This window comes from Xanthobacter wiegelii (genome assembly GCF_043193855.2).
Lineage (GTDB): Bacteria > Pseudomonadota > Alphaproteobacteria > Rhizobiales > Xanthobacteraceae > Xanthobacter > Xanthobacter flavus_A.
On sequence record NZ_CM195529.1, the window covers coordinates 2,489,245 to 2,514,254 of the forward strand.

Annotated in this window: 24 protein-coding genes and 1 tRNA gene; 10 read left to right on the top strand and 15 right to left on the bottom strand. The window is 68.7% G+C overall.

Annotated elements, in window-relative coordinates; genetic code table 11:
- The first annotated feature begins 6 nt into the window (after positions 1-6).
- Positions 7-705, top strand: coding sequence for an XdhC family protein (locus V5F63_RS11365; RefSeq protein ID WP_394101835.1), 699 nt, complete (start codon positions 7-9; stop codon positions 703-705).
- Complete coding sequence (locus V5F63_RS11370) at positions 702-2,354, top strand: NTP transferase domain-containing protein (protein ID WP_394101836.1); 1,653 nt, start codon at positions 702-704, stop codon at positions 2,352-2,354. The genes V5F63_RS11365 and V5F63_RS11370 overlap by 4 nt, the downstream gene beginning before the upstream one ends.
- Here V5F63_RS11370 and V5F63_RS11375 read toward each other — a convergent pair.
- A complete protein-coding gene (locus tag V5F63_RS11375) occupies positions 2,326-2,790 on the bottom strand; it encodes a DUF488 domain-containing protein (RefSeq protein ID WP_394101837.1) in 465 nt (154 codons plus the stop codon). The two genes, V5F63_RS11370 and V5F63_RS11375, sit on opposite strands and share 29 nt — an antisense overlap.
- A 214-nt stretch (positions 2,791-3,004) precedes the next feature.
- On the opposite strand from V5F63_RS11375, the gene V5F63_RS11380 reads away from it, so the two are divergent.
- A complete protein-coding gene (locus V5F63_RS11380; RefSeq protein ID WP_209489139.1) occupies positions 3,005-4,174 on the top strand; it encodes a zinc-binding metallopeptidase family protein in 1,170 nt (389 codons plus the stop codon).
- A gap of 125 nt (positions 4,175-4,299) precedes the next feature.
- Positions 4,300-5,790 (top strand): MDR family MFS transporter, encoded by a 1,491-nt coding sequence (locus V5F63_RS11385; RefSeq protein WP_394101838.1) that lies wholly within the window; start codon positions 4,300-4,302, stop codon positions 5,788-5,790.
- Positions 5,791-5,818: 28 nt separating this feature from the next.
- On the opposite strand, the gene topA is transcribed toward V5F63_RS11385, so the two are convergent.
- Positions 5,819-8,506: a type I DNA topoisomerase gene (topA, locus tag V5F63_RS11390; RefSeq protein WP_394101995.1), complete on the bottom strand. Its 2,688-nt coding sequence runs from the start codon at positions 8,504-8,506 to the stop codon at positions 5,819-5,821.
- A gap of 331 nt (positions 8,507-8,837) precedes the next feature.
- On the opposite strand from topA, the gene V5F63_RS11395 reads away from it, so the two are divergent.
- Positions 8,838-9,050, top strand: coding sequence for a hypothetical protein (locus V5F63_RS11395; protein ID WP_394101839.1), 213 nt, complete (start codon positions 8,838-8,840; stop codon positions 9,048-9,050).
- Between the two features lie 11 nt (positions 9,051-9,061).
- Here the strand turns inward: V5F63_RS11395 and dprA are convergent, their stop codons facing one another.
- The 4 genes from dprA to V5F63_RS11415 are packed head-to-tail and all read right to left on the bottom strand — an operon-like array spanning position 9,062 to position 13,125.
- The gene (dprA, locus tag V5F63_RS11400; RefSeq protein WP_209489142.1) at positions 9,062-10,198 is read right to left on the bottom strand and encodes a DNA-processing protein DprA; all 1,137 of its coding nucleotides are present in this window, start codon (positions 10,196-10,198) and stop codon (positions 9,062-9,064) included.
- 6 nt (positions 10,199-10,204) lie between these two features.
- Positions 10,205-10,810, bottom strand: a complete 606-nt coding sequence (gene plsY / locus V5F63_RS11405) for a glycerol-3-phosphate 1-O-acyltransferase PlsY (protein ID WP_394101840.1) — start codon at positions 10,808-10,810, stop codon at positions 10,205-10,207.
- Positions 10,811-10,868: 58 nt separating this feature from the next.
- Positions 10,869-12,185 (bottom strand): dihydroorotase, encoded by a 1,317-nt coding sequence (locus V5F63_RS11410; protein ID WP_394101841.1) that lies wholly within the window; start codon positions 12,183-12,185, stop codon positions 10,869-10,871.
- Entirely contained in the window at positions 12,178-13,125 is a 948-nt protein-coding gene (locus V5F63_RS11415; protein ID WP_209489145.1) for an aspartate carbamoyltransferase catalytic subunit, read from the bottom strand. Before V5F63_RS11415 ends, V5F63_RS11410 begins: the two co-directional genes overlap by 8 nt.
- Positions 13,126-13,356: 231 nt before the next feature.
- Between V5F63_RS11415 and V5F63_RS11420 the strand changes: the two genes are divergently transcribed.
- On the top strand, positions 13,357-13,782 hold the full coding sequence (locus tag V5F63_RS11420) for a hypothetical protein (protein WP_209489146.1): 426 nt from the start codon (positions 13,357-13,359) through the stop codon (positions 13,780-13,782).
- A 49-nt stretch (positions 13,783-13,831) separates the two neighbouring features.
- On the opposite strand, the gene V5F63_RS11425 is transcribed toward V5F63_RS11420, so the two are convergent.
- The 4 genes from V5F63_RS11425 to V5F63_RS11440 form a co-directional block, all read right to left on the bottom strand.
- The gene (locus V5F63_RS11425) at positions 13,832-14,767 is read right to left on the bottom strand and encodes an AEC family transporter (RefSeq protein WP_209489147.1); all 936 of its coding nucleotides are present in this window, start codon (positions 14,765-14,767) and stop codon (positions 13,832-13,834) included.
- A gap of 177 nt (positions 14,768-14,944) precedes the next feature.
- The gene (gene ruvX / locus V5F63_RS11430) at positions 14,945-15,463 is read right to left on the bottom strand and encodes a Holliday junction resolvase RuvX (RefSeq protein ID WP_394028693.1); all 519 of its coding nucleotides are present in this window, start codon (positions 15,461-15,463) and stop codon (positions 14,945-14,947) included.
- Between the two features lie 39 nt (positions 15,464-15,502).
- Positions 15,503-15,868: a type II toxin-antitoxin system VapC family toxin gene (locus V5F63_RS11435; RefSeq protein WP_209489149.1), complete on the bottom strand. Its 366-nt coding sequence runs from the start codon at positions 15,866-15,868 to the stop codon at positions 15,503-15,505.
- Positions 15,865-16,059 (bottom strand): type II toxin-antitoxin system VapB family antitoxin, encoded by a 195-nt coding sequence (locus V5F63_RS11440; protein WP_394028694.1) that lies wholly within the window; start codon positions 16,057-16,059, stop codon positions 15,865-15,867. Before V5F63_RS11440 ends, V5F63_RS11435 begins: the two co-directional genes overlap by 4 nt.
- A gap of 162 nt (positions 16,060-16,221) precedes the next feature.
- On the opposite strand from V5F63_RS11440, the gene gatC reads away from it, so the two are divergent.
- Both gatC and gatA read left to right on the top strand, forming a co-directional pair.
- Entirely contained in the window at positions 16,222-16,509 is a 288-nt protein-coding gene (gene gatC / locus V5F63_RS11445; protein ID WP_209489151.1) for an Asp-tRNA(Asn)/Glu-tRNA(Gln) amidotransferase subunit GatC, read from the top strand.
- Positions 16,506-17,990 (top strand): Asp-tRNA(Asn)/Glu-tRNA(Gln) amidotransferase subunit GatA, encoded by a 1,485-nt coding sequence (gene gatA, locus V5F63_RS11450; RefSeq protein ID WP_209489152.1) that lies wholly within the window; start codon positions 16,506-16,508, stop codon positions 17,988-17,990. Before gatC ends, gatA begins: the two co-directional genes overlap by 4 nt.
- Before the next feature lie 196 nt (positions 17,991-18,186).
- On the opposite strand, the gene V5F63_RS11455 is transcribed toward gatA, so the two are convergent.
- Positions 18,187-19,248: a glycosyltransferase family 2 protein gene (locus V5F63_RS11455; RefSeq protein ID WP_394101842.1), complete on the bottom strand. Its 1,062-nt coding sequence runs from the start codon at positions 19,246-19,248 to the stop codon at positions 18,187-18,189.
- Between the two features lie 257 nt (positions 19,249-19,505).
- On the opposite strand from V5F63_RS11455, the gene gatB reads away from it, so the two are divergent.
- Positions 19,506-20,996, top strand: coding sequence for an Asp-tRNA(Asn)/Glu-tRNA(Gln) amidotransferase subunit GatB (gene gatB / locus V5F63_RS11460; RefSeq protein ID WP_209489154.1), 1,491 nt, complete (start codon positions 19,506-19,508; stop codon positions 20,994-20,996).
- Positions 20,997-21,191: 195 nt separating this feature from the next.
- On the opposite strand, the gene lipB is transcribed toward gatB, so the two are convergent.
- Positions 21,192-21,917 (bottom strand): lipoyl(octanoyl) transferase LipB, encoded by a 726-nt coding sequence (gene lipB / locus V5F63_RS11465; protein WP_394101843.1) that lies wholly within the window; start codon positions 21,915-21,917, stop codon positions 21,192-21,194.
- 201 nt (positions 21,918-22,118) lie between these two features.
- Between lipB and V5F63_RS11470 the strand changes: the two genes are divergently transcribed.
- Positions 22,119-22,203 (top strand) — tRNA-Leu (locus V5F63_RS11470).
- 73 nt (positions 22,204-22,276) lie between these two features.
- Here the strand turns inward: V5F63_RS11470 and V5F63_RS11475 are convergent.
- The 3 genes from V5F63_RS11475 to aroC form a co-directional block, all read right to left on the bottom strand.
- Positions 22,277-22,930 carry a LysE family transporter gene (locus tag V5F63_RS11475; RefSeq protein WP_394101844.1) on the bottom strand — a complete coding sequence of 218 codons (654 nt, stop codon included), beginning with the start codon at positions 22,928-22,930 and terminating at the stop codon, positions 22,277-22,279.
- A gap of 115 nt (positions 22,931-23,045) precedes the next feature.
- On the bottom strand, positions 23,046-23,816 hold the full coding sequence (locus V5F63_RS11480) for a polysaccharide deacetylase family protein (RefSeq protein WP_394101845.1): 771 nt from the start codon (positions 23,814-23,816) through the stop codon (positions 23,046-23,048).
- Between the two features lie 14 nt (positions 23,817-23,830).
- Positions 23,831-24,946 (bottom strand): chorismate synthase, encoded by a 1,116-nt coding sequence (gene aroC / locus V5F63_RS11485; protein ID WP_394101846.1) that lies wholly within the window; start codon positions 24,944-24,946, stop codon positions 23,831-23,833.
- Positions 24,947-25,010: the final 64 nt, after the last annotated feature.

A 25,010-nucleotide genomic window follows, 5' to 3' on the forward strand; every position in this document is an offset into this window, starting at 1 on the left:
ACCACCATGCGTCTCGACCTGCTCGCCGCCCTGAATGCGGAGCGCGCCGCCCGCCGCGCCACGGTCGTCGTGACCGAGCTGGCCACTGGCGCCCAGCGCCTCGCCACCGCCGCGACGCTCGCCACCGATCCGCTCGGCGCGGAGATCGCGGCGGCGCTCGCCGCCCGGCGCAGCGGCAAGGCGGCGGAGGGCAGCGTCTTCCTCGCGGTGGATGTGCCGCCGCCGCGCATGCTGGTCATCGGCGCCGTCCATATCTCGCAGGCGCTGGCCCCCATGGCGCGCCTCGCGGGATACGACCTGACGATCCTTGATCCGCGCACCGCTTTCGCGACGCCCGAGCGCTTCCCCGACGTGCCGGTGATCGCCGAATGGCCGGATGAGGCGCTGCCGGCCTATATGCTCGATCCCTTCACGGCGCTGGTGGCGCTCACCCACGATCCCAAGATCGACGAGCCGGCCATCGCCGCCGCGCTGCGGGCCGATTGCTTCTACGTGGGCGCGCTGGGCTCGCGCCGCACCCATGCCAAGCGCGTCGAGCGGCTGGCGGCGGCGGGGCTGTCCCAGCAGGCCCTGGCGCGCATCCACGCGCCCATCGGAATGGACATCGGCGCCTCCAGCCCCGCCGAGATCGCCGTCGCGGTGCTGGCCGAGGTGATCCGCGCCTTGCGCACCGGCTCGAGCGCTACGGCCGGAGCGGCCGCGTGAAATTTGGCCCCCTGCCGCTCGCCGAGGCCGAAGGCGCCATCGCCGCCCATTCCGTGCGGCTTCCCGGCGGGACCATCAAGAAGGGCACGCATCTCGCGTCCGCCGACATTGCCCGCCTGGCCGCCGCCGGTCTCACGGAGGTGGTCGCCGCGCGCATGGAGCCAGAGGACGTCCCGGAAGATGCCGCCGCGCGTCGTCTCGCGGAGGCGGTCGCGGGCGCCCATGTCACGCCCGACACCGCCTTTACCGGCCGGGCCAATCTTTATGCGGGGGCAGCCGGCGTGCTGCGCATCTCGGATGCGGCGCTCGATGCCTTCAATGCGGTGGACGAGGCCATCACCCTCGCCACCTTGCGCGATTTCAGCGCGGTGGCGGCCGGGGACATGGTGGGGACGGTCAAGATCATTCCTTATGCCGTGCCGGGCGCACTGGTTGAAGCCGCCGCCTCCGCTGCACGGGGTGTGATCTCCATTGCGCCGTTCCGGCTGAAGCGCGTGGCGGTGCTCTCCACGTTGCTGCCGGGCCTCGCCGACAAGGTTGTCGCGAAGACGCTCGCCATCACCCGCGCCCGCCTCGCGCCGGCTGGCGCCGAGGTGGCGTTGGAGCGGACCCTGCCCCACGACACGTCCGCCCTCGCCGCCGCGCTCAAGGATGCGGTGGCAAGTGGGGCGGAACTCGTCATCGTCTTCGGCGCCTCGGCCATCGCCGACCGCAACGACGTGATCCCCGCCGGCCTCATGGCGGCGGGTGGCGAGGTTGAGCGGCTGGGGATGCCCGTGGACCCCGGCAACCTCCTGATGCTGGGGCGGCTCGGCCCCGTGCCGGTGCTGGGCGCGCCGGGGTGCGCGCGCAGCCCCAAGGAGAACGGCTTCGATTTTATCCTCCACCGTCTCCTCGCCGGGCTGGAGGTGAGCGCGCGCGACATCGCCCGGCTCGGGTCCGGCGGGCTGCTGCAGGAGATCGCCGCCCGTCCCCAACCCCGTGCCGAAACCGACGAGGCGGAGGAGGGGTTCGCCGCCGTCATCCTTGCCGCCGGGCGCTCCTCGCGCATGGGGGAGGGCGTCAACAAGCTGCTCGCCGAGGTGGGCGGCCGGCCGGTGATCCGCCGGGTGGCGGAAGCGGCGCTGGCCTCGCGGGCGCGGCCGGTCATCGTGGTCACCGGGCATGAGCGCGCCCGCGTGGAGGCGGCGCTGGCGGGACTCGACGTGATCTTCGTCCACAATCCCGACCATGCGACGGGCATGGCCTCCTCGCTGCGCGCCGGTATTGCCGCCGTGCCCGAGACGGTGGCGGGGGCGCTGGTGGTGCTCGGCGACATGCCGCTCCTCGCGCCCGGCCTGCTCGACCGGCTGATGGATGCCCATGCGCCCGCCGCCGGCCGGCTCATCGCCGCGCCGGTGGAGGGCGGGCAGCGCGGCCATCCGGTGCTGTGGTCACGCCGCTTCTTCGGGGAGCTTTCCGCGCTGGAGGGCGATGTCGGCGCCCGTGCCATCCTCGCCGCCAACGCCGAGCTGGTGGCCGAAGTGCCGGTGACGGCGGAGGAGGGCGCTTTCCTCGACGTGGACACGCCCCGCCTTCTCGCCGAGGCGCGCGAGGCGGCCGGCAAGGGGGAGCAAACGCTCAGAACGGTGCCGGCTGAAGGTGCGTGACGCCGAGGTCCAGCCGTTCGCACAGGAACTCGGCCAGCCGCAGGCGGTGGCACCCTTCCACATGGCGCTCGAAGCACATGAGGCAGATACGCCGCCCCTGCGCCAGCTCGGCGAGTTCCTCCAGCGCCGCCTTGACCGGATCGGTGGCGAGGTGGGCGTCGTAGATACGCATCAGCGCATCATGGTCGCCGCTGCGCGCCGCGAGCCGCCCCTCCTTGGGCGTGCCCAGCGCCCTGAGGTGGACATAGGCGACCCCATGCTCCGCGATACCCGCCGCCAGCGCCGTTTTGGAGAATCCCGGCCGGCGTGAGGCCGCGACGGCGCGCACGTCCACCAGGAGGCCCACCTTCGCCTCGTCCAGCGCCGCCTGGAAGGCCGAGGGCGTCGATTGTTCATAGCCGATGGTGAAGAGGGCGGTATCTGCGCGGCTGGTCATGGCGGCGATCATGCCCCCTGCGAGGCGACCCGTCATCCCGCGCGGCGGTATTCGCAGGTGCGAAATGGACTTGCTGTCGGGAAAGGGCCACTTTCTTGGGGTGGCGAGCGGTCTGTGGGGAACCGTGCGGCGCCCAACGGGTTCAAAGGCCACCCGGACGGGCGTCGCATGACGGCCGTCTGCATGAGTTTGTTTTCCCGGGGGAGAACCCACAATGCGTCTGTTTCGCTGCGCCGCCTGCGATCAGCTCCTGTATTTCGAGAACCGTCGCTGCGAAAAGTGCGGCCACGACCTTGGCTACATTCCCGAGGCCAACGCGCTCGTTCCGCTGGAGCGCGAGGGGGAACCGGAAAGCGGGCTGTGGCGCCCCGTCGGCCGGAACGAGCAGCGCTACCGCTTCTGCGCCAATGCCGCCCAGGACGCCTGCAACTGGCTCGTGCCCGAGGAGCAGGAGGAGGAATTCTGCCTCGCCTGCCGCCACAACCGCATGGTGCCGGACCTGACCGTGCCGGAGAACCTGCGCAAGTGGCAGAAGGTGGAGATCGCCAAGCACCGGCTCATCTATTCCATGCTGCGCCTCAACCTGCCGCTGGAGAGCAACAAGGACCGCGAGGGCGGCCTGTGCTTCGACTTCCTCGCCGATGATCCGGATGGCACCACGCCGAAGATCATGACCGGCCACGATGAGGGCCTCATCACCATTGCCCTGGCCGAGGCTGACGACGCCGAGCGCGAGCATCGCAAGGGCGAGCTTGGCGAGCTCTATCGCACCCTGCTCGGCCATTTCCGTCACGAGACGGGGCATTATTACTGGAACCGCCTGGTGCGCGACGCCGGCCGGCTCCAGGCGTTCCGTGCCCTGTTCGGCGACGAGACCGCGGATTATGGTGAGGCCCTTCAGGCCTATTACGCCAATGGTCCCATTCCCGACTGGCAGGTCAATTACGTCTCGGCCTATGCCACCGCCCACCCGTGGGAAGACTTCGCCGAGACGTTCAAGCACTACATCCACATCGTGGACACGCTGGAGATGGCCTCCGCCTTCGGCATGCGCGTTCAGCCCCGTCTCGATCGGACGGGCGAACTCGGCGCGGAGGTGGACTTCAATCCCTATCGCGCCTGCGCCATCCAGCAGATGGTCGATTCCTGGCTGCCCATCTCGTTCGCGCTCAACAATCTCAACCGCTGCCTCGGCATGTCGGACGCCTATCCGTTCATCCTCGGGCCGGGCGTGATCCAAAAGATCGGCTTCATCCACAATCTGGCCCATCGGTTGGTAGAGGCGGACCCGGTGCCGGACACGGTGCCCGAGGAGGTGCCGCCGGGGCGCGGGGAAAACGCCGCCGACGCACCTGAGGGCAGCCCGGTCGCCGCGGTGGCCTGATATCTTCACGCAGTCGTGAAGCTTGGCGGAAGGGGGTGGCGTGTCCCCTTCCGCATCGGCGGCCTTGCGTTCGCCCGCCCGTGGGGTGCCCATGGGCGTCTCCCGCCGGGTTCCCGATTCCCCTGATGCAGTACACCGATCCGCAGCCGAACCGCGCCCCGTCCGCACCGCCGGACCATGCCGAAATCCGCCGCATCATCTTCGGCCTGATGCTGGCGATGCTGCTGGGGGCGCTGGACCAGACCATCGTCGCCACCGCGCTGCCGACCATCGGCGATGCGTTCGGCGATTTCGCCAACCTCTCCTGGGTGGTGACGGCGTATCTCCTCACCGCGACGGTGGCGACGCCGCTCTACGGCAAGCTCAGCGACATCCATGGGCGGCGGGTGATGCTGCTCACCGCCGTCGCGGTGTTCTCGGCGGCCTCGGTGGCCTGCGCGCTGGCGCCGAACCTGCTCGCGCTCATCATCGCGCGGGCGGTGCAGGGGCTGGGCGGCGGGGGCCTGATCTCTCTGTCCCAGACCATCATTGCCGATCTGGTCTCGCCCCGCGAGCGCGGGCGCTATCAGGCCCAGATCGCGGGCGTGTTCGCCGCCTCCAGCATCGCCGGGCCGGTGCTGGGCGGGTTGTTCGCGCAATATCTCGACTGGACGCTGATCTTCTGGATCAACCTGCCCATCGGCGTCGCGGCTCTGCTCATCACCGAGCGGCGGCTGCGCGACCTGCCGCGCCACGAGCGTCGCCACGCCATGGACTATCTGGGCGCGGCGCTCATGGCGGTGGCAAGCCTGATTCTCCTGCTCGCCCTTGGGTGGGGCGGCGTTCGCTATCCCTGGGACTCGCCGCTCATCCTCGCCCTGTTCGCCGGCGCGGTGGCGTTCGTGGCCCTGTTCATCTGGCGGATGCGGAAGGCGGAGGAGCCGTTTCTGCCTCTCGGGCTCCTCGCGGACAAGGTGGTGGGCTGGGGGATGATCGCCTCATTCCTCGCCTTCGGGGGCATGGTCGGGCTTTCCATCTTCGTGCCCCTCTATCTCGAGACGGCGCGGGGGCTTTCGGCCACCCAGTCCGGGCTCGGGCTGATCCCCTTCATGGGTGGCGTGGTGATGGGCGCGGTGCTCTCCGGCCGGTCCATGGCGCGCCTCGCCCGTTACAAGCGCCCGGCCCTCGCCGGGCTGACGCTCGCGACGGCCGGGCTCCTCGCGATCGCGCTGTTCCCCGCCATGCCGCTGCCGCTGGCACTGGCGCTGTTCGTCGTGATCGGCGTCGGCATGGGCACGCCGTTGCCGGTCTGCACCGTGTCGATCCAGAACGCGGTGCAGCCGCGTCTCATGGGCACCACCACGGGCGTGATGACCTTCTTCCGCCAGCTCGGCGGCGCGCTTTCGGTGGCGGTTCTGGGCGCCGTGCTTCTGGCCGTGCTGGCCGGCGGCGGGGCGGGAGATATCGAGACCCTGGCGCGCAACGCGGACCCGGCGCGCCTCGCCAGCGCGTTCAGCCGGGTGTTTCTCACCATGACGGTGGTGGTTGCGCTGGCGGCCGTGGCGCTGGCATTCCTGCCGGAGCGGCCGCTGCGCACGTCGGTCCACGCCAGCGAGGGCGAGGGCAGCCTCATGTGACGCTGCCCCGGCCGGAAGGACGCGGCGCCTATTCGGCCGCGTCGGGCTTGCTTGCGGCGACCTTTTTGGCGGCTGGCTTCTTGGCAGCGGGTTTCTTGGTCGCCGTGGACTTTGCCGCCGGCTTCTTCGCGGCGGTCTTCTTCGGCGCGGCCTTCTCTCCGTCCGCCGAGGCAGCTTTGCGAGTGCCACCCCGCGCGGGCTTGGCCGGCGAAGACGCCGCCTTGGCGTCGATGAGCTGCACCGCCTGTTCCAGCGTCAGCGCCTCGGGATCGGTGGACTTGGGCAGGGTCGCATTGACCTTGCCGTGGTTCACATAAGGCCCGAAGCGGCCCGGCCGCACCGTGATCGGCCCGCCCAGCGTCGGATGATCGCCGACGACCCGCCCGGCCGGCGTGCCGCCGCGGCCGCCACGGCCCTTGGACTGCTTCTCCGCGATCAGCGCCACCGCCCGGTTGAGGCCGATGGCGAGAATGTCGTCGCCGTCCTCGATGTTGGCGTAGGTGCGCCCGTGCTGGACATAGGGGCCATAGCGCCCGATGCCGGCGAGGATGGGCTCGCGATCCTCCGGATGGAGCCCGATCTCCCGTGGCAAGGCGAGCAGCTTCAACGCCGTTTCCAGATCCACGTCGGCCGGGGCGAGGCCCTTGGGCAGGGACGAGCGCTTGGGCTTCTCCCCCTCCTTGCCCTCGCCGAGCTGGAGATAGGTGCCGAAGCGGCCCGAGCGGATGGTGACCTCCTCGCCCGAATCCGGATCGAGGCCGAGCACGCGGGTGCCGTCGCCTTCCTGCGCATTGTCGCCGGTGAGCGGACGGGTGTGGCGGCACTCCGGATAGTTCGAGCAGCCGATGAAGGCGCCGAACTTGCCCATCTTCAGCGACAGCCGGCCGGTGCCGCAGGTGGGGCACAGGCGTGGGTCGGTCCCATCCTCGGTGGGCGGGAAGATGTGGGCGGTGAGCATCTCATCGAGCGCATCCAGAACCTGCGACACGCGCAGGTCCTTGGTGGCCTCGATGGCGGCGTGGAAATCCTGCCAGAAGGCGCGCAGCACCTCTTTCCAGTCCAGTTCCGCCGCCGACACTTCGTCGAGCTTTTCTTCCAGGTCGGCGGTGAAATCGTATTCCACGTAGCGCTTGAAGAAGCTTTCGAGGAAGGCGGTGACGAGCCGGCCCTTGTCCTCGGGTACCAGCTTCTTCTTTTCGAGCTTCACATATTCGCGGTCGCGCAGCACCGCGAGCACGGCGGCGTAGGTGGAGGGCCGGCCGATGCCCAGCTCTTCCATCCGCTTCACCAGCGAGGCTTCCGAATAGCGCGGCGGCGGTTCGGTGAAGTGCTGGGTGGTGGAGATGTCGCGCTTCGCCAGCGCCTCGTTGGCGCTCATGGCCGGAAGGCGGCGGCCTTCCTCGTCGTCGTCCTCGTCGTCCTTGCCCTCGCGGTAGAGGGTGAGGAAGCCGTCGAACTTGACCACCGTGCCGGTGGCGGTGAGGTCCAGCGTGCGGGCGCCGGCTTTCGCCTCGATGTCCGCCGTGGTGCGCTCCAGCTCGGCCGATTCCATCTGGCTCGCGACCGTGCGGATCCAGATCAGCTCATAGAGCTTGGCTTGCTCGCCATCGAGATAGCGGGCGACCTCGCGGGGATGGCGCGAGGGGTCGGTGGGGCGGATGGCCTCATGGGCCTCCTGCGCGTTCTTGGCCTTGGTGGTGTACTTGCGCGGCACGCCGGGCAGGTATTTCGGGCCGAACTGCTTGCCGATGGCGCTGCGGGTGGCGGCCACCGCCTCCGGCGCCATGTCCACGCCATCGGTTCGCATGTAGGTGATGAGACCCACCGTCTCGCCGCCCACGTCCACGCCTTCATACAGGCGCTGGGCGATCTGCATGGTGCGGGCGGGGGCAAGGCCGAGCTTGCGGCTCGCCTCCTGCTGCAAAGTGGAGGTGGTGAAGGGCGGCTGGGGATGCCGCTTCATGGGCTTGGCTTCGACCGAGCGCACCCGGAACGCCGCGCTGTCCAGCGCCGCGCGGAAGGCCTTGGCCTCCTCCTCCGTGCCTACCGAGAGGCGGGTGATCTTCTTGCCGTCGGCGCCGGAAAGCCGCGCCTCGAACTCCTCGTTCCGCGGCGTCGCAAGCTTGGCGAGGATGGACCAGTATTCCTTCCGGACGAAGGTCTCGATCTCCCGCTCGCGGTCGCAGACGAGGCGCAGCGCCACCGACTGCACGCGGCCGGCGGAGCGGGCGCCGGGCAGCTTGCGCCACAGCACGGGGGAGAGGGTGAAGCCGACGAGATAGTCCAAGGCTCGGCGGGCGAGATAGGCGTCCACCAGCGCGGTGTCGATGGCGCGGGGCGCCTTCATGGCCTCCAGCACCGCCTGCTTCGTGATGGCGTTGAAGACGACGCGCTCGACCTTCTGGGCCTTGAGCGCCTTCTTCTGCCGCAGCACCTCCAGCACGTGCCAGGAGATGGCCTCGCCTTCGCGATCCGGGTCGGTGGCGAGGATCAGGCCATCAGCCCCCTTCACGGCGGCGGCGATCTCGTTGAGCCGCTTCTGCGCCTTGGGGTCCACGTCCCACAGCATGCGGAAGTCGGCGTCCGGATCCACCGAGCCGTCCTTCGACGGCAGGTCGCGAACGTGGCCGTAGGAGGCGATGACCTCGTAGCCGGGACCGAGATATTTGTTGATCGTCTTCGCCTTGGCCGGCGATTCGACGATGACGACCTGCATGACGAACCGTGTCTCAATCAAGGGCCGCCGCCCCATTGCGCGGCCTTGGAAAGGGGAGGGAGCAGCCGGAGTTCCGATCGGCTCCCCGGCGGGCGAAGCAAGACGCTCCGGCTCCGGCGCCCGGCGCCTGATCGAGATCCGTCACCCAGCATGAGCGGACCAAGACACCGGGAGCGCCGCAACATGGGGAGCGTCGGGTCGCCTGTCAAATCGTCCACCCGTCCAAGGCGCGGCAACGCCTTTGATGAAAGTACAACCCAGAGTATGTTTCAATATCAAACTCAATCTTTAAGACGGTATTTCAGATACCAAACGGGGCTTCGCAAACGACATGTCCGAACGGTCTCCCGCCGATGTCGCGGGCGATGCGGCTGCGACGGCCGCCTATGTCGCGGCCATCACCGCCGAGCTGGCGCGTCTCGCCCGCAACCATGGCTTTTCAACCCTCGCCTATGTGCTTGACATGGCACGCCAGGAGGCCCGCGTCCTCGCTGACAGCGTCTCCTCCCGCGGTCCGGGCAGCGCCGACGCCGGGCCACGGTAGGCCACTTCCTCCTATTTGAGCGCAACCCGCCCCGTGCCCGGGCGATCCAGCCGCCCCGCCAGTTCCAGCTCCAGCAGCACGATCTGCACCTCCGCCGCCGTGCAGCCGGAGAGGCGGACCAGATCGTCGATGGGTGTCGGCACCGGTCCGAGGAGCGAGACGACGCGGGCGCGCGCATCGTCGCCGGGCGTTGCCGGTCCGGAGGGGACGAAGGGGGCTTCCGCTTCCACCACCGGATCCTCCCGCCGCCCGGCGATGGGGGTGAGTACCTCGATCACGTCCGCCGCTTCGGTGACGAGGGTCGCGCCGCGCTTCAGCAGGCGGTTGGTGCCGCCCGCGCGGGGATCGAGCGGTGAGCCGGGTACGGCGAACACCTCGCGTCCCTGCTCGGCGGCGAGCCGCGCGGTAATCAGCGAGCCGGAGCGCTCCGCCGCCTCCACCACCACCACGCCCAGGCTCATGCCCGACACGAGACGGTTGCGGCGGGGAAAGTCGCGGGCGCGCGGCTCCCAGCCGACGGGCATCTCGGAGACGAGCGCTCCCGTCGCGGCCACCTTTTCCATCAGGCCGAGGTTTTCCGGCGGATAGGGCTTGGCGAGCCCCCCGGCGAACACGCCGACGGTGCCACCCTCAAGGCTCGCCTCATGGGCGGCGGCATCGATGCCGCGCGCGAGGCCGGACACCACCACCCATCCCCCGGCCGCGAGATCGCGGGCGAGCCGGGCGGCGAAAGTGCGGCCGGCGGCCGAGGCGTTGCGGGCGCCCACGATGCCGACCATGGGCCGGCGCAGCACCTCGGCCTGTCCGCGCACGGAAATCAGCGGCGGCGCGTCGTCGAGGGCGGCGAGGGCCGGCGGGTAGTCACGCTCGCCGAGCGCAACCAGCCGGGCGCCCATGCGGGCGTGCGCCTCCATTTCGGCGTCGACCTCGGCGAGGGTCGGGGTGTGCGGCGGCATCAGCCGTCCGCCCCGTCGGGCGAGGGAGGGCAGCGCCTCCAGCGCCGCGCCGGCACCGCCGAACTGGTTGATGAGGGCGCGGAAGGTGCGCGGGCCGACATTCTCGGTGCGGATCAGCCGCAGCCAGTCGCGGCGCTGCTCCGGCCCCAGCAGTTCGCCTTTGGCGGGCCCCTGTGCCTTCCCCCGCGCCATGGCGGATCAGCCCTTCGCGCCGATCTTGCCCTCGGTGCCTTCCAGCAGCCGGCGGATGTTCTCGTGATGCTTCAGCCACAAGAGTATGGCGAGGACGGCGAGCAGCACGGCCAGATTGTTGTTCCCGAGGGCCATGGCCGCAACCACGGTGGCCACCGACGCCATGAGCGCGGACAGGGAAGAATATCGCGTGTAATAGGCCGCCCCCAGCCACACCACCGCGAAGGCGATGGCGGCCGGCCAGAACAGGCCGATGGTTACGCCAAGGAAGGTCGCGACGCCCTTGCCGCCCTTGAAGCGCAGCCATACCGGCGCGATGTGGCCGAGGAAGGCGCCGACCGCCGCCGCCATGGCGGCGCTCTCGCCAGCGAAGTGGCGGGCGACGAGGACCGCGACGGTGCCCTTTAGCGCATCGAGTACAAGGGTGGCGGCCGCGAGATCCTTGCGCCCGGTGCGCAGCACGTTGGTGGCGCCGATGTTGCCGGAGCCGATGGAGCGCAGGTCCTTGGTGCCGGCGAAGCGGGTCAGGAGGAGCCCGAACGGGACCGAGCCGAGCAGGTAGCCGAACGCGAGGGCGATCAGCAGCACGAGCGCGGGCGGGGTATCAGGCATGCGCACCTCGAACGGTCTCGCCGCGCCGCCGCGGCGGGACGGCACAGGTCACGGTCGGTCAAACGTATTCGTAGACGGTGCGCCCGGCAACGACGGTACGCAGAACCCGACCGTCCAGACGCGCCTCGTCGAACGGCGTGTTGCGGCAGCGCGACTTGAGGGAGGCGGGATCGAGCACGTAGGGCAGGCCGGGATCGAACACGATCACGTCCGCCGCCGCGCCGGGCCGGAGCGTGCCGGCATCGAGCCCCAGAATCTCCGCTGGCCGGGTGGAAAGGGCCGCGAGCAGGTTCACGAGGTCCACCTGATCGGAATGGACGAGGCGCAGAGCGGCGGAGAGCAGCGTCTCCAGCCCGATGGCGCCGGGCTCGGCTTCCGAGAAGGGCAGGCGCTTGCCTTCTACGTCCTGCGGGAGATGATCGGAAACGACCACATCCACGAGGCCGGAGGCGAGCGCCCGGATCAGCGCCTGCCGGTCCTCCTCCCCGCGCAGGGGCGGGGCAAGGCGGAAATAGGTGCGGTAGGCGCCGATATCCAGCTCGTTGAACGAGAGGTGGTTGATGCTGACGGAGGCGGTTACCGGCAGCCCGGCCGCCTTGGCCCGCTCCAGCACCTCCAGCGATTCGGCGCAGGTGAGCGCCGCCGCGTGGTAGCGCGAGCGCGCTGCCCCCACGAGCCGCACGTCGCGCTCCAGAATGATGGTCTCGGCCGCCTTCGGATTGCCCGAGAGCCCGAGGCGGGAGGCGAAGGCGCCCTCGTTCATCGCCCCCTGCGACATGGACGCGTCCTCGGTGTGGTGCACGAGGAGGGCGTCGAAGTCGCGGGCATAGGTGAGCGCGCGGCGCAGCACCTGGGCGTTCATGATCGACTTGTGGCCATCGGTGAAGGCCACCGCGCCGGCGGCCTGCAATAGGCCGATCTCGGTCATCTCGTGGCCTTCGAGGCCCTTGGTGATGGCGGCCATGGGGTGCACGCGCACCACCGCCGTGTCCCGCGCCCGGCGCAGGATGAAGTCCACGATGGCCGGATCATCTACCGCCGGGTCCGTATCCGGCTGGCAGATGATGGTGGTGACGCCGCCTGCCGCCGCCGCGTGGCTGGCCGAGGCCAGCGTCTCGCGATGCTCGGCGCCAGGCTCGCCCACGAAGGCGCGCATGTCCACGAGGCCGGGAGCGACCACCGCCCCGGCGCAGTCCACCACCTCCGCGCCGTCGGGAATGCCGGCGGCGGCGATGCCGAAGCCGGCGTCCTTCACCACGCCGTCGGCGAGGAAGACATCGCCATGGAAGTCCGCGCCGCGCGAGGGGTCGATGACCCGCGCATTGGCGAGCAGCAGCGGCCGGGTTTCGTTGGAATGGGGGCGGCCGTTACGCATTGGGAAGCTTCCGCGCGAGGGAATCGAGCACCGCCATGCGCACGGCGACGCCCATCTCCACCTGCTCTCGAATGAGGGACTGCGCCCCGTCGGCGATGGCGGAATCGATCTCCACGCCGCGGTTCATGGGGCCGGGGTGCATCACCAGCGCGTCGGGCGCGGCGTAGCGCAGCTTGGCCTCGTCGAGGCCGAAATAGTGGAAATACTCCTTCACCGAGGGAATGAAGGAGCCCGCCATGCGCTCGCGCTGGAGCCGCAGCATCATCACGATGTCCGCCCCTTCCAGCCCCGCCTCCATGGTGCGGAACACCTCGACGCCGAGGGTCTCCACGCCCGAGGGCAGCAGGGTGGAGGGCGCCACCACGCGCACCTTGGCGCCCATGGTGTTGAGCAGCGCGATGTTGGAGCGTGCCACGCGCGAGTGCAGCACATCCCCGCAGATGGCGACCGTCAGGCCCTGGATGCGCCCCTTGTTGCGGCGGATGGTGAGGGCATCGAGCAGCGCCTGTGTCGGGTGCTCGTGGGCGCCGTCGCCGGCATTCACCACGCAGCAATCCACCTTGCGCGCCAGCAGCGCCACCGCGCCGGAGGCATGATGCCGGACGACGAGGATGTCCGGGTGCATGGCGTTCAGCGTGATCGCGGTGTCGATCAGCGTCTCACCCTTCTTCACCGAAGAGGAGGCGACCGACATGTTCATCACGTCGGCGCCGAGCCGCTTGCCCGCGATCTCGAACGAGGACTGGGTGCGGGTGGAGGCCTCGAAGAACAGGTTGATCTGGGTGCGTCCGCGCAGCGTCGTGCGCTTCTTCTCGATCTGCCGGTTGAGTTCGACGAACTCCTCGGCGAGGTCGAGCAGACCCGTGATCTCGCCGGCGGAAAGCCCTTCCATGCCGATGAGGTCTCGGCCGGAGAGCGTGAAGGCGGAAGCATCTTGCATGGCAGGCGGGAGGCATATCCCCCAAGCGCCGCCCCGGCAAGGGAGCAGGCGCCGCAAGTCCATGATCGCTGTGATTTACCGGCCGTTCACCATCCGTGAAGGGCGGTCCTCGTGATTCCCCAGCGTCGCCACACTTTGGAACGAAGTCTCGCGGAGCCTTTACGCAGCCGGACCGGTGGGGCTTTTGCGAGCCCAAAGACCGTCGCCCCGGGAGGTTGGGAGTTACTCGTCATGTCCATTCTCAAGCGGACAAGCCTCATGGCGCTCGGCGTCGCCGTGCTGCTCACCGGCGGCGTTGCCACGGGCCATGCCGCAGCCATCGGCACCGGCGCGCTGGCCATGGCTCCGGCCAAGGCCGCGACCGCCACCGATGTCGGCTACTGGTATCGCGGCCGCTATTATCGCGGCGGCTGCTGGAACTGCGGCAACGGCGCCGCCCTGGGGGCCGGCGTCGCCATCGGCGTGCTGGGTGCGGCGGCCATTGCCGGCGCAGCGGCCGCGCCCCCGCCGCCCCCGGTCGTCTATTACGAGCAGCCGCCGGTCGTTTATTACCAGCCCGCGCCGCGCGTCTATCTGGAACCCGCACCGCCGCCGCGCCCGCGCAGCTGCTGGATCGCCACCGGCCCCGGCGGGCAGGGCTATTTCTCCCCCTGCTGAGGGGCGAATGAATGGCTCAGGGGCGGTTTTCGGCCGCCCTTTCCATTCGTTACGCCAGCATCTTGGCGATGGTCACCACCAGCGGCAGGGTAATGGCGGCGCCGATGATCTGGACGGTCAAAATCTCCGCGAGAAGCGGCGCATCGCCGCCCATCTGTCGCGCGAGCACATAGCCGTTGGGCGCTGACGGCACGGCAGCAGTGATCGCGACCACCACCAACTCCGTGCCGCTGAGGCCGAACGCCAGCGCCAAAGCGAGGCCGATCGCCGGCTTCACCAGCAGTTTCAGCGCGAGGCTGGCGAACACGATGGGCCGGAGCCGCTTCAGCCGGTCGAGAATGAGGCCGCCGCCCACCACCAGCAGCCCCAGCGCCAGCGAGGCGCGGCCCAGGATGTCGCCGAACTCCAGAATCACCTTCGGGACGGGAAATCCGGTCGCGTTCAGCAGCGCGCCGGCCGAGCAGGCCCAGATATAGGGATTACGCGCCAGCTGCTCCGCCACATAGGCGAAGGTCGGCGGATGGCGGCCCGAGAAGGAGGCGAGCACCAGAACGCAGATCACATTCACCACGGGAATCATGGCGACGAGCGCGATGGCGGCGATGGTGATTCCCGCCGCGCCGTAAAGGCCCCCGGCCACCGCCAGCACGATGTAGGTGTTCCACCGCACCGCGCCCTGGAACAGGGAGGTGAAGCCCGGCCCGTCCGCCGCCAGCGCTGCAATGAGCGGTTTGTGCAGGATGAGGATGAGGACCGAGAGCAGTACCACCGTGCCGATCAGCGCCCCGGCTACCGCGATGACGTTCACGGTGCTCAGGTCCGCTTTAACCGCCGAGACCACCAGCAGCGCGGGAAACAGCACGAAATAGGTGAGCTTCTCCAGCGCCGCCCAATGGGCAGGATCCTTCAGCAGGATGCGGCGCAGGACGGCGCCGAGGGCGATGATGAGGAAGACCGGCACGAGGGCCGTGATGATGAGGCTCATGGGGCAGACGCTTACCGTGCCCGCGGTTTGGCCGCAGGCAATTATTCCTCCGCGACGGTAGGAATGCGCCGCGCGATCGCTTTAGGCCCGTGGCCGGGAGAAGGAAAGTGCCGCTGTCCCGAATTGGGGCGGGCCGTCGCTGGTGCGGGAATGGCTCGGGAACAGGAGTGGACCGAATCAGTCCTCGAACTCGGTTCCTGCCGCGTTCTCCGCGAGACGGGCGAGAAAGCCCAGGGCGCCGTCGAGGATGAAGGCCGCCGCGTGCTGGTCCACCACCTCGGCCCGGCGTGCGCGGCTCATGTCGGCCGAGATCAGCGCCCGCTCCACGGCGGCCGTGGACAGGCGCTCGTCCCATAAGGCGATGGGCCGTCCCGCGAGCCGCGCGAAATTGCGGGCGAAGGCCCGGCTCGCCTGCGCGCGCGGCCCCTCGCTGCCGTCCATGTTCAGGGGCAGCCCGAGCACGAAGGCCACCGCCCGCCGTTCATCAGCCAGCGCGACGAGGCGCTGGGCCTCGGCGGTGAATTTCGTGCGCTTCACCGTTTCGATCACGGTGGCGATGCGCCGGTCGGGGTCGGACCCGGCGACGCCGATGGTCTTGGTGCCAAGATCAAGCCCGATCAGAGCCCCGCGCGGCGGCAGCAGGGCGGCGATGTCCGCGAGCGGACCGACGGGGGCGGGGAGGGGCGTATCTGCCATGCGCGAGGGTTAGAGGAATTGGCGGGCGGGGCAAGGGGGTCACGTTTGGAACGCGATTCCCAGGCGTTCTGCGACGGCTGCCAATCGCTTGTCGCGAGTCCAAAGAACCGCTCCGGGCGTCAATCGGACCGCAGCGACCAAGTGCGCATCTACGTAGCCAATCCCTCGACCATAGAGAGCCTCGGCCGCTATCAGGCCGAGCACTTCCTCCGTTTCGGCAACGGTAGCCTGCGGCAATGCTGCGAGGGCTTCCAGGATGACGTCCCGCCGGCGCAGGTTTCCAAGTGCCAGTTCGCCGATGACGAAGGGGTGCAATATCGCGGCGCCCGCCGCCAGCACCTGCTGCAGCCTCATATCCCCCTGGCGAAAGTGGTCGATCCAGACGGAGGTATCGACCAGAATCATTCGTCGGGCCGGCGTCGGCGGATCGGCGCCAGCTGGGGCTCGCTCCCGCCGAGACGTGCGAGGCGCAACGCGCTCTCTCGTGCGATCAGCGCCTTCAGCGCCTCGCGCACCAGGGCGGACTTTTCGGTCACTCCGGTCAATGCCTGCGCCCGCGAGAGGAGCTCGTCATCTATGGCGAGGGTCGTCCGCATTTGGAGTTAGCCTTTGGTGAGTTCTCTAGGCACGAATAGTAGCATCATTCGATGCGGCATGCGCGCATGCGCTGCGCCGGTCTGATCGGGCCCCCCAAGCCAAACCCTTCCACCGCGGCATACCCCTTGCTATAGCGGCGGGCAGCTTTTGGGAGCGTACTCATGTCCGTCGATCAGGCGACAGTCCGCCGGGTGGCCCATCTCGCGCGCATCGCGGTGCGCGAGGAGGAACTCGGCCATCTTCAGAACGAGATCAACGCCATCCTCGATTTCGTCGAGCAACTGGCGGATCTCGATGTCTCCGGGGTCGAGCCGCTGACCAGCGTCGTTCCCGTGGAGCTGCCCATGCGGGAGGATGCCGTTACCGACGGAAACTGCCCGGAGAAGGTGCTCGCCAACGCCCCCGACGCCGAGGGTGGCTTCTTTACCGTGCCGAAGGTGGTGGAATGACCAAGCTCACCAAGCTCACCCTCACCCAGGCGCGCGAGGGGCTGGCCCAGGGCGAGTTCACCTCCGTGGAACTCACCGAGGCCTATCTCAAGGCCATGGAGGAGGCGCGCCCTCTCAACGCCTACGTGCTTGAGACGCCGGACATCGCGCTGGAGATGGCGCGGGAGAGTGACAAGCGCATCGCCTCCGGCGACACCGGGCCGCTGGAGGGCATTCCCCTCGGCATCAAGGACATGTTCGCGACCGAGGGCGTGCGCACCACGGCCTGCTCGAAGATCCTGGAAAACTTCGTGCCGCAGTACGAGTCCACCGTCACCTCCCATTTGTGGCGGGACGGCGCGGTTATGCTCGGCAAGCTGAACAACGACGAGTTCGCCATGGGCTCGTCCAACGAGACCTCGGCCTTCGGGCCGGTTGTGTCGCCCTGGCACCGCGACGGCGACGACACCCCCATCGTGCCCGGCGGCTCGTCCGGCGGCTCGGCGGCGGCGGTGGCGGCCTTCCTGTGCGCGGGCGCGACCGGGACGGACACCGGCGGCTCCATCCGCCAGCCCGCCGCCTTCACCGGCACGGTGGGCATCAAGCCCACATATGGGCGCTGCTCGCGCTGGGGCATCGTCGCCTTCGCCTCGTCCCTCGACCAGGCCGGCCCCTTCGCCCGCACGGTGAACGACGCGGCCGTGCTGCTGCGCTCCATGGCCGGCTACGACCCGAAGGACTCCACCTGCGTCAACCGGCCGGTGCCGGATTATGAAGAGGCGGTCGGCGCCTCCATCAAGGGCAAGAAGATCGGCATTCCGCGCGAATACCGCATGGACGGCATGGCCGACGAGATCGACACCCTCTGGCGCGAGGGCGCCAAGTGGCTGGAAGAGGCGGGCGCCGAGATCGTCGACATCTCGCTGCCCCATACGCAGTACGCCCTGCCGGCCTATTACATCGTCGCTCCGGCGGAAGCCTCGTCCAACCTCGCCCGTTACGACGGCGTGCGCTACGGCGCCCGCGTGCCGGGCAGGGACGTGGTGGAGATGTACGAGAACACCCGCGCCGCCGGTTTCGGCCCGGAGGTGCGCCGCCGCATCATGATCGGCACCTATGTGCTGTCCGCCGGCTATTACGATGCCTATTACCTGCGTGCGCAGAAGGTGCGCAGCCTCATCAAGCGCGACTTCGACCTCGCCTTCGCGCAGGGCGTCGATGCCGTGCTGACCCCGGCCACGCCCTCGCCCGCCTTCGGCATCGGCGAGAAGCTGAAGGCTGATCCGGTCGAGATGTATCTCAATGACGTCTTCACCGTGACTGTGAACATGGCCGGCCTGCCGGGCATCTCCGTTCCCGCCGGCCTTTCCGCCGATGGTCTGCCGCTGGGCCTCCAGCTCATTGGCCGGCCGTTCGAGGAAGAGACGCTGTTCTCCCTCGCCGAGGTGATCGAGGAGGCGGCGGGCCGCTTCCCGGTCGAAGACCTGTGGTGGAAGAGCTGAGATCGCTTCCAAGCGGAACCGGGGCCTTGCTCCGGTTCCGCACCCCGCGAAAGATCCCCCGCCCCGCGTGTTACCGCGCGGCATCGGCGCCCCCAGTCCTCAGGCGCTTGGCGCCAAAGACAGTTTCGAGAAAAGCTGCCCGCAGCAGCTCAAGCGGGCGATCAAGCTCTGAGGCGGGCCACCGGAGCCGCTCGGCTCAATAGTATCCAATCGGTTCTTTGGGCACATCCTGGCCGTGGCGGAGCGCCGTGAGGCGTCGGCGCAGCGACTTCTGATGCCGTGAGAATGCCCCGAAGAGGCGGGACTGGAACGTCGCGCCGCCCTGCCGCAGTTCCCTGTTCTCGTCGAGCGCTGCCTTGAAGGCATGGACGAGATCGTCGGTCGCCGAGAGCACCCTGCGATAGGGGAAGATACGCGCCAGTTCGGGATAACGCACCTCGCCCCTGCGTTCGACGAAGGGCTGCAGCCGCGCCGTGCGGCCGCCCCGGTCGGCGCCCAGCGCCTCGGCCAGTCGGCCGATGGCGCGCACCTTGATGTCGTCCTCTTCCTTCAGGATGCCGACCCCTTCGAGGAGCCGGTCCGGCGCCCCATGGGAAAAGTCCGTCCGCGCGGTCCAGCGGAGATAGCCGGCGATGCCCTTGCTCACCAGTTGCGCTTCCGAGCGGGCCGGGAAATGGGCGAGCTGGACGTTGGGAAGCAGTGTGGCCGGCAGGGTGACATCCCACTTGGTGGCGCGGTGGTTGCCATCGACGATGGCGAAGCCGCGCTCGCAGGCGAGCGCGCCCGGCACGATCACCTTGAAAATGTAGGGTTCATGCACCGCCACATGCCGCAGCCGGGTGAGCGGGCAGGGCTCTTCGAGATCGTCCTGCTCGGTCATCAGGTAGTGACGCGGGTTCAGCCCGCCGAGCCGGTAGCCACCGATGGCTGCGAGGTCCGTCTCAAGGGCTGCACGGTCCTCGGCGACAATGAACTCATCGCCATCCAGTGGGAAAACGAAGTCCCAGGATGATGCTGCCATTGCGTAGGCGATGAGGGCCGTGGTGCGCTCGCCCTGATGATAAGCCGCCAGTGACTTTTCAGAAGTCACCGATACGGGAAGACCTTCGGAGACCAGGATGTCGAGGATGCGAGTGGTCTGGTCCGTGCTCCCGTCGTCTACAATGTAAAGGTGGTCTAAGAAAAATAGATTATGACGCACCCAAGCTTCGATTATATCCGCTTCATCGCGGACGACGGAGACCCCCGCCAGCCTCATCTGCCCTACTCCTACAAGCCCGGGGCCCAATCTAAAGGCGGGCAGAGCGGAATTTGGGTATACTGAGAGCGGGAGCGCGGCGGTTTTGCGGGTGAAATGAGGCGCCGATAACTTAGTGTAACAAAGTGTATCTTGACCTTGCGGCACCCCATGGCCGTTGCCTGCTATGTCGCCTAGGGGTACGACACCGACCAGATTGCGGCGCTGCCGCAAGGATCAGGCAGCGTAGGCCATCCGCGCACGACGATAGGACGACCATGACCCTTCACACCCGGCCCTCGGAGGCCAAGAAGCTCATTTCCGGCGCCACCGGCGATTGGGAGGTGGTGATCGGCATGGAAGTGCATGCCCAGGTCGCTTCCAATGCCAAGCTGTTCTCCGGCGCCTCCACCGCCTTCGGCGGCGAGCCGAACGACCATGTGTCGCTGGTGGATGCGGCCATGCCGGGCATGCTGCCCGTCATCAACAAGGAGTGCGTGGCGCAGGCGGTGCGCACCGGCCTTGGGCTGAAGGCGGAGATCAACCTGCATTCGGTGTTTGACCGGAAGAACTATTTCTATCCGGACCTCCCGCAGGGCTACCAGATCAGCCAGTACAAGCAGCCCGTGGTGGGGGAGGGCGAAGTGATCGTCGACCTGCCGGACGGCGAGAGCTTCACCGTGGGCATCGAGCGCCTGCATCTGGAACAGGACGCCGGCAAGTCCATCCACGATCTGTCGCCGACCCTCTCCTTCGTGGACCTCAACCGCTCCGGCGTGGCGCTGATGGAGATCGTCTCCCGCCCCGACCTGCGCTCGGCGGACGAGGCGAAGGCCTATGTGACCAAGCTGCGCACCATCCTGCGCTATCTCGGCACCTGCGACGGCGACATGGAGAAAGGGAATCTCCGCGCCGACGTGAACGTCTCCGTGCGCCGGCCCGGCGGCCCGCTCGGCACCCGCTGCGAGATCAAGAACGTCAATTCCATCCGATTCATCGGCCAGGCGGTGGAGGCGGAAGCCCGCCGGCAGATCGAGATCATCGAGGACGGCGGCACCATCGCCCAGGAAACCCGCCTGTTCGATCCCGGCAAGGGCGAGACGCGGTCCATGCGCTCCAAGGAAGAGGCGCACGACTACCGCTATTTCCCTGACCCGGATCTCCTGCCCCTCGACATCAAGGCCGAGTGGGTGGAGGCGCTGAAGGCCGACCTGCCCGAACTGCCGGACGAGAAGAAGGCCCGCTTCATCGCCGACTACGGCCTCTCGCCCTACGACGCCGGCGTGCTGGTGGCCGAGCGCGAGACGGCCGACTATTTCGAGCAGGTGGTGGAAGGCGGCGGCGCCAAGCGCGACGGCAAGGCGGCGGCCAACTTCGTCATCAACGAGCTGTTCGGCCGGCTGAACAAGGAGGGGAAGGACATCACCTCCTCGCCGGTGACGCCCCACCAGATCGGCGCCATCCTGGACCTCATCGCCGAGGGCACCATCTCCTCCAAGATCGCCAAGGACCTGTTCGAGATCGTCTTCACCGAGGGCGGCGACCCGCGCGTGGTGGTCGAGGCCCGCGGCATGAAGCAGGTGACCGACACCGGCGCCATCGAGAAGGTGGTGGACGAGATCATCGCCGCCAATCCGGACAAGGTGGCCCAGGTGCAGGCCAAGCCCACCATGCTCGGCTGGTTCGTCGGCCAGGCCATGAAGGCCTCCGGCGGCAAGGCGAATCCCCAGGCGCTGAACGACATCCTGAAGGCGAAGCTGGGAATCTGAGGGGCTCGTCTCTCTGTCGGTGGGAGAAGCGTGCCGCCGCGGCGCTGCCCTTACTCCCTCTCCCCTTGCGGGAGAGGGTTGGGGTAAGGGGTCTGGCGCCCCAAGGATCGGACTTCGATTCTGGCGAGGAGGGCCACCCCTCACCCCCGGCCCCTCTCCCGCAAGGGGAGAGGGGAGGCCGAATGGCTTCCGCCCTTAGCCGAGCGGCTTGCCTGGCACCGTTTCCCCAAAAACCTCCTCTAACGCCACCCGCATCACCGCATCCACCTCGGCCATGGTCACCGGCAGGCCGAGGTCGGTGAGGCTGGTGACGCCGTGCTCCCTCACGCCGCAGGGCACGATGCCGCCGAAGTGGGAAAGGTCCGGCTCCACGTTCAGCGAGATGCCGTGGAAGGTCACCCACCGGCGCACGCGGATGCCGATGGCGGCGATCTTGTCCTCTCCGCCGCCCTTCCTCCTGACCCAGACGCCCACCCGGTCCTCACGCCGTTCGCCGGTGACGTTGAAGGCGGAGAGGGTGCCGATGATCCACGCCTCCAGCGCGCTCACATAGCGCCGCACGTCCGGCGACCGGCGCTTCAGGTCGAGCATCACATAGGCCACCCGCTGGCCGGGACCGTGATAGGTGAACTGGCCGCCCCGGCCCGTCTCGTAGACGGGGAATCGCGCGTCCACGAGGTCCTCCGGCCGCGCGCTGGTGCCGGCGGTGTAGAGCGGGGGGTGCTCCAGCAGCCAGACGCATTCCGCCGCCGTACCATCGGCGATGGCCGCGACGCGCGCCTCCATGGCCGCAAGCGCCTCCGGATAGGCGACGAGCCCCTCACTCACCACCCACTCCACCGGTGGCGCGGCGGAATCGCTGGGGTGGAAGGCGGTCTCTAGGCTGGCGCGGGTGGCGGCTGGGGGGGCGCTGGCGTTCATGCGAACTGCTTTAATCCATCCGCGCGTCCGGTCCAGCCCCGCCGTCACAGGGTTCGCGGAACCGTCATCCACAGGCCGGGCGCTGTGGTGCAGCTTACCTTTGCCGGGCACTTGTGGCGGCACATTCGATCTGTTAGACGATGGCCCCCGGCCGGAAGCGGTCCTCTCCCGAGGAACCTGAGGCCGGTGCCATCCCTGACTGCGGTCGTGGCGGAATTGGTAGACGCGCTAGCTTGAGGTGCTAGTGGGGAGACCCGTGGAGGTTCGAGTCCTCTCGTCCGCACCAGGTTGATCTGGCTTTTGAAAAAGGCCCTCTCCGGTTTTCGGCGAGGGCCTTTTTCGTTTTCCGCATCTTTCGCTCAGAGCCGGGAGAACACCCGCAGCAGCACGAGGACGCCTGCGACGGCGAGCAGGCCCCCGATGCAGGTGTCCGCCGCCAGGCGCATCTTCAGGTAGAGGCGGCGGGCAGGCGGAGCCGAGAAGAGCAGGGCGAGAATACCGAACCAACCGGCGGCCACGGAAAACACCAGCACGGGGCTGGCGAACATCGCTTCCCGTCCGGCCGCCGCGGCGAGCAGTCCGCCCGAGGCCAGGAAGAACGACAGCGACATAGGGTTGGTCGCTGCCGTGAGGAAGCCGAGGCGGAAGGCTTCCCGCCCGGTTCGCTGGACGACCGCCTGGGGCGTCAGCCCGACGTGGCCGCGCGACATCCAGACCTCAAGCAGGCAGCTGATTCCCGCCCGCAGGAGGAGCACGGCGTAAAGGAGGCAGAACGCCAGCTGGAGCCACCCCAGGTCGCCCGAGGGGTTAACGCCGCTCAGGAAGAGGAGGCCGATGACAACCGCGGTGACATTGGCCGTGGCACCCGCCGAGACACCGAGCGCTGCCGCCAGTCCGATCGGCCGGCCCGCGAGGCTGGCGCGGCTGACCACCAGGAAGTTGGCGCCGGGCACCAGGACCATGGCCGCATAGGTGCCTGCGAAGACCATAAGGGCAGGCGGTGCATCGGACATGCCATCGTCTCCGCAGTTCGTGCGGAGCGATATGCACACCCTGATGCCACAAGCGCTTCCCTCAAACGCTGTATGCCGTTGCGACAGAGGACGAACCTTCACCGCGCATCGCGGATCAGGAGGCTGGCTTGGGCACCATGTGAACGACGCTGTAGCCGTTCTGCTTCAAGGCCTTGAGGAAGGCCGGAATCATCGCCGCCGTATACGGCTTGGTGTCGTGGACCAGCACGATGCCGCCGCCCGTCGCCTCCAGCCGCTTCATCACGAGGTCCAGCTCGGCCTCCGGCGTCATCACGTTCCAGTCGCTGGCCCACAGGTCCGCGCCGAACACGGCGATGCCCTTGCGGTCGAGATACTCCAGCAGCTGCGGCGTCGAGGCGAATCCGGGAAAGCGGAAGAAGGGCACGCGCGGCGCCGTCCCGGCCGCGCCATAGGCGGCCGCATCGTCTGCCGCCAAGCCGCGCTCGATCTCCTTCACAGCGGCGTCGAAGGGGATTTTCGCCAGCGTCGCCGACGGATGGGTCATGGTGTGGTGGGCGACGGTGTGGCCCTCGGCCAGTTCCCGCTTCACCAATTGCGGCCGGGCACGGGCATTCTCGCCGATGAGGAAGAAGGTTGCGCGCACGCATTCCGCCTTCAGCGCGTCGAGCACGGCGGCGGTGGTGGCGGGCCATGGCCCGTCGTCGAAGGTCAGCACGACCTCCTTCGGCGCCAGCGGCAAGGTCTCGGGGAAGGATTTCTTGCCGACGCGCAGGCCCTTGGGGTCGATCTCCATCACCCGCGCGGTGCCCAGCGCCTCCGGCCCGCAGGCGAGCGCCGGGCCGGGCGCGCAGAGGAGCAGGGACGCCGCCAGCAGAAGGCGAGGGAGGTGGCCTTTCCGCGTCATGCCGCCTCCCGCCGTCATCCTTCAGGGAACGGCCAGGCCGGGCTCTGGCCCACCTGTCCGCGATGGCGGATCAGGTGATCGGCCAGCACGCACCACACCATGGCCTCGCCCACCGGCACGGCGCGGATGCCGACGCACGGGTCGTGGCGGCCCTTGGTGAAGATGTCCGCTTCCTGCCCCGTCCGGTCCACGGTCTGGCGCGGGGTGAGGATCGAGGAGGTCGGCTTCACCGCGAATCGCGCGACGATGGGCGCGCCGGTGGAGATGCCGCCGAGGATGCCGCCGGCATGGTTGGCGAGGAAGTGCGGCCGCCCCTCATTGCCGAGGCGCATCTCGTCCGCATTCTCTTCGCCGGTGAGCCGCGCGGCGTTGAAGCCCTCGCCGATCTCGACGCCTTTGGCGGCATTGATTCCCATGAGGGCCGCTGCGAGGTCGCCGTCGAGCTTGGCATAGAGCGGCGCGCCGAGGCCGGGCGGAACGCCCTCCGCCACAAGCTCGATCACCGCCCCCACCGAGGAGCCGGCCTTGCGGACGGCGTCGAGATAGTCCTCGAACAGCGGTACGGTGCCGGGGTCCGGGCAGAAGAAGGGGTTGTTGCCTACCTCGTCCCAGTCCCAGCGGGTGCGGTCGATCTCGATCTCGCCGATGCGCACCACGGCGCCGCGCACGGTCACGCCCGGCAGCACCTTCGCGGCGATGGCGCCGGCTGCGACCCGCGTCGCCGTCTCGCGCGCCGAGGAGCGGCCGCCGCCGCGATGGTCGCGGATGCCGTATTTGATGTCGTAGGTGAAATCCGCATGGCCGGGCCGGTAGGCGCCGGCGATGTCGGCGTAATCCTTCGACCTCTGGTCCACGTTCTCGATCAGCAGGGCGATGGGGGTGCCGGTGGTGACGAGGCCGCCCCCGGGATGGGGCAGGGTGCCGGAGAGCACCTTCACCGCGTCCGGCTCGCGGCGCTGGGTGGTGAAGCGCGACTGGCCCGGCCGCCGCCGGTCGAGGGCCGCCTGCACCTCATCGAGGGTGAAGCGCACGTTGGGCGGGCAGCCGTCCACCACGCAGCCGATGGCGACGCCGTGGCTTTCGCCGAAGGTGGTGACGCGGAACATGTGGCCGAAGGTATTGAACGACATGGCGCCCTGGGGTCCTAAAGATGCTCCCGGCTCAATAGACGAGGACGGGCAGCAAGGAAACGTC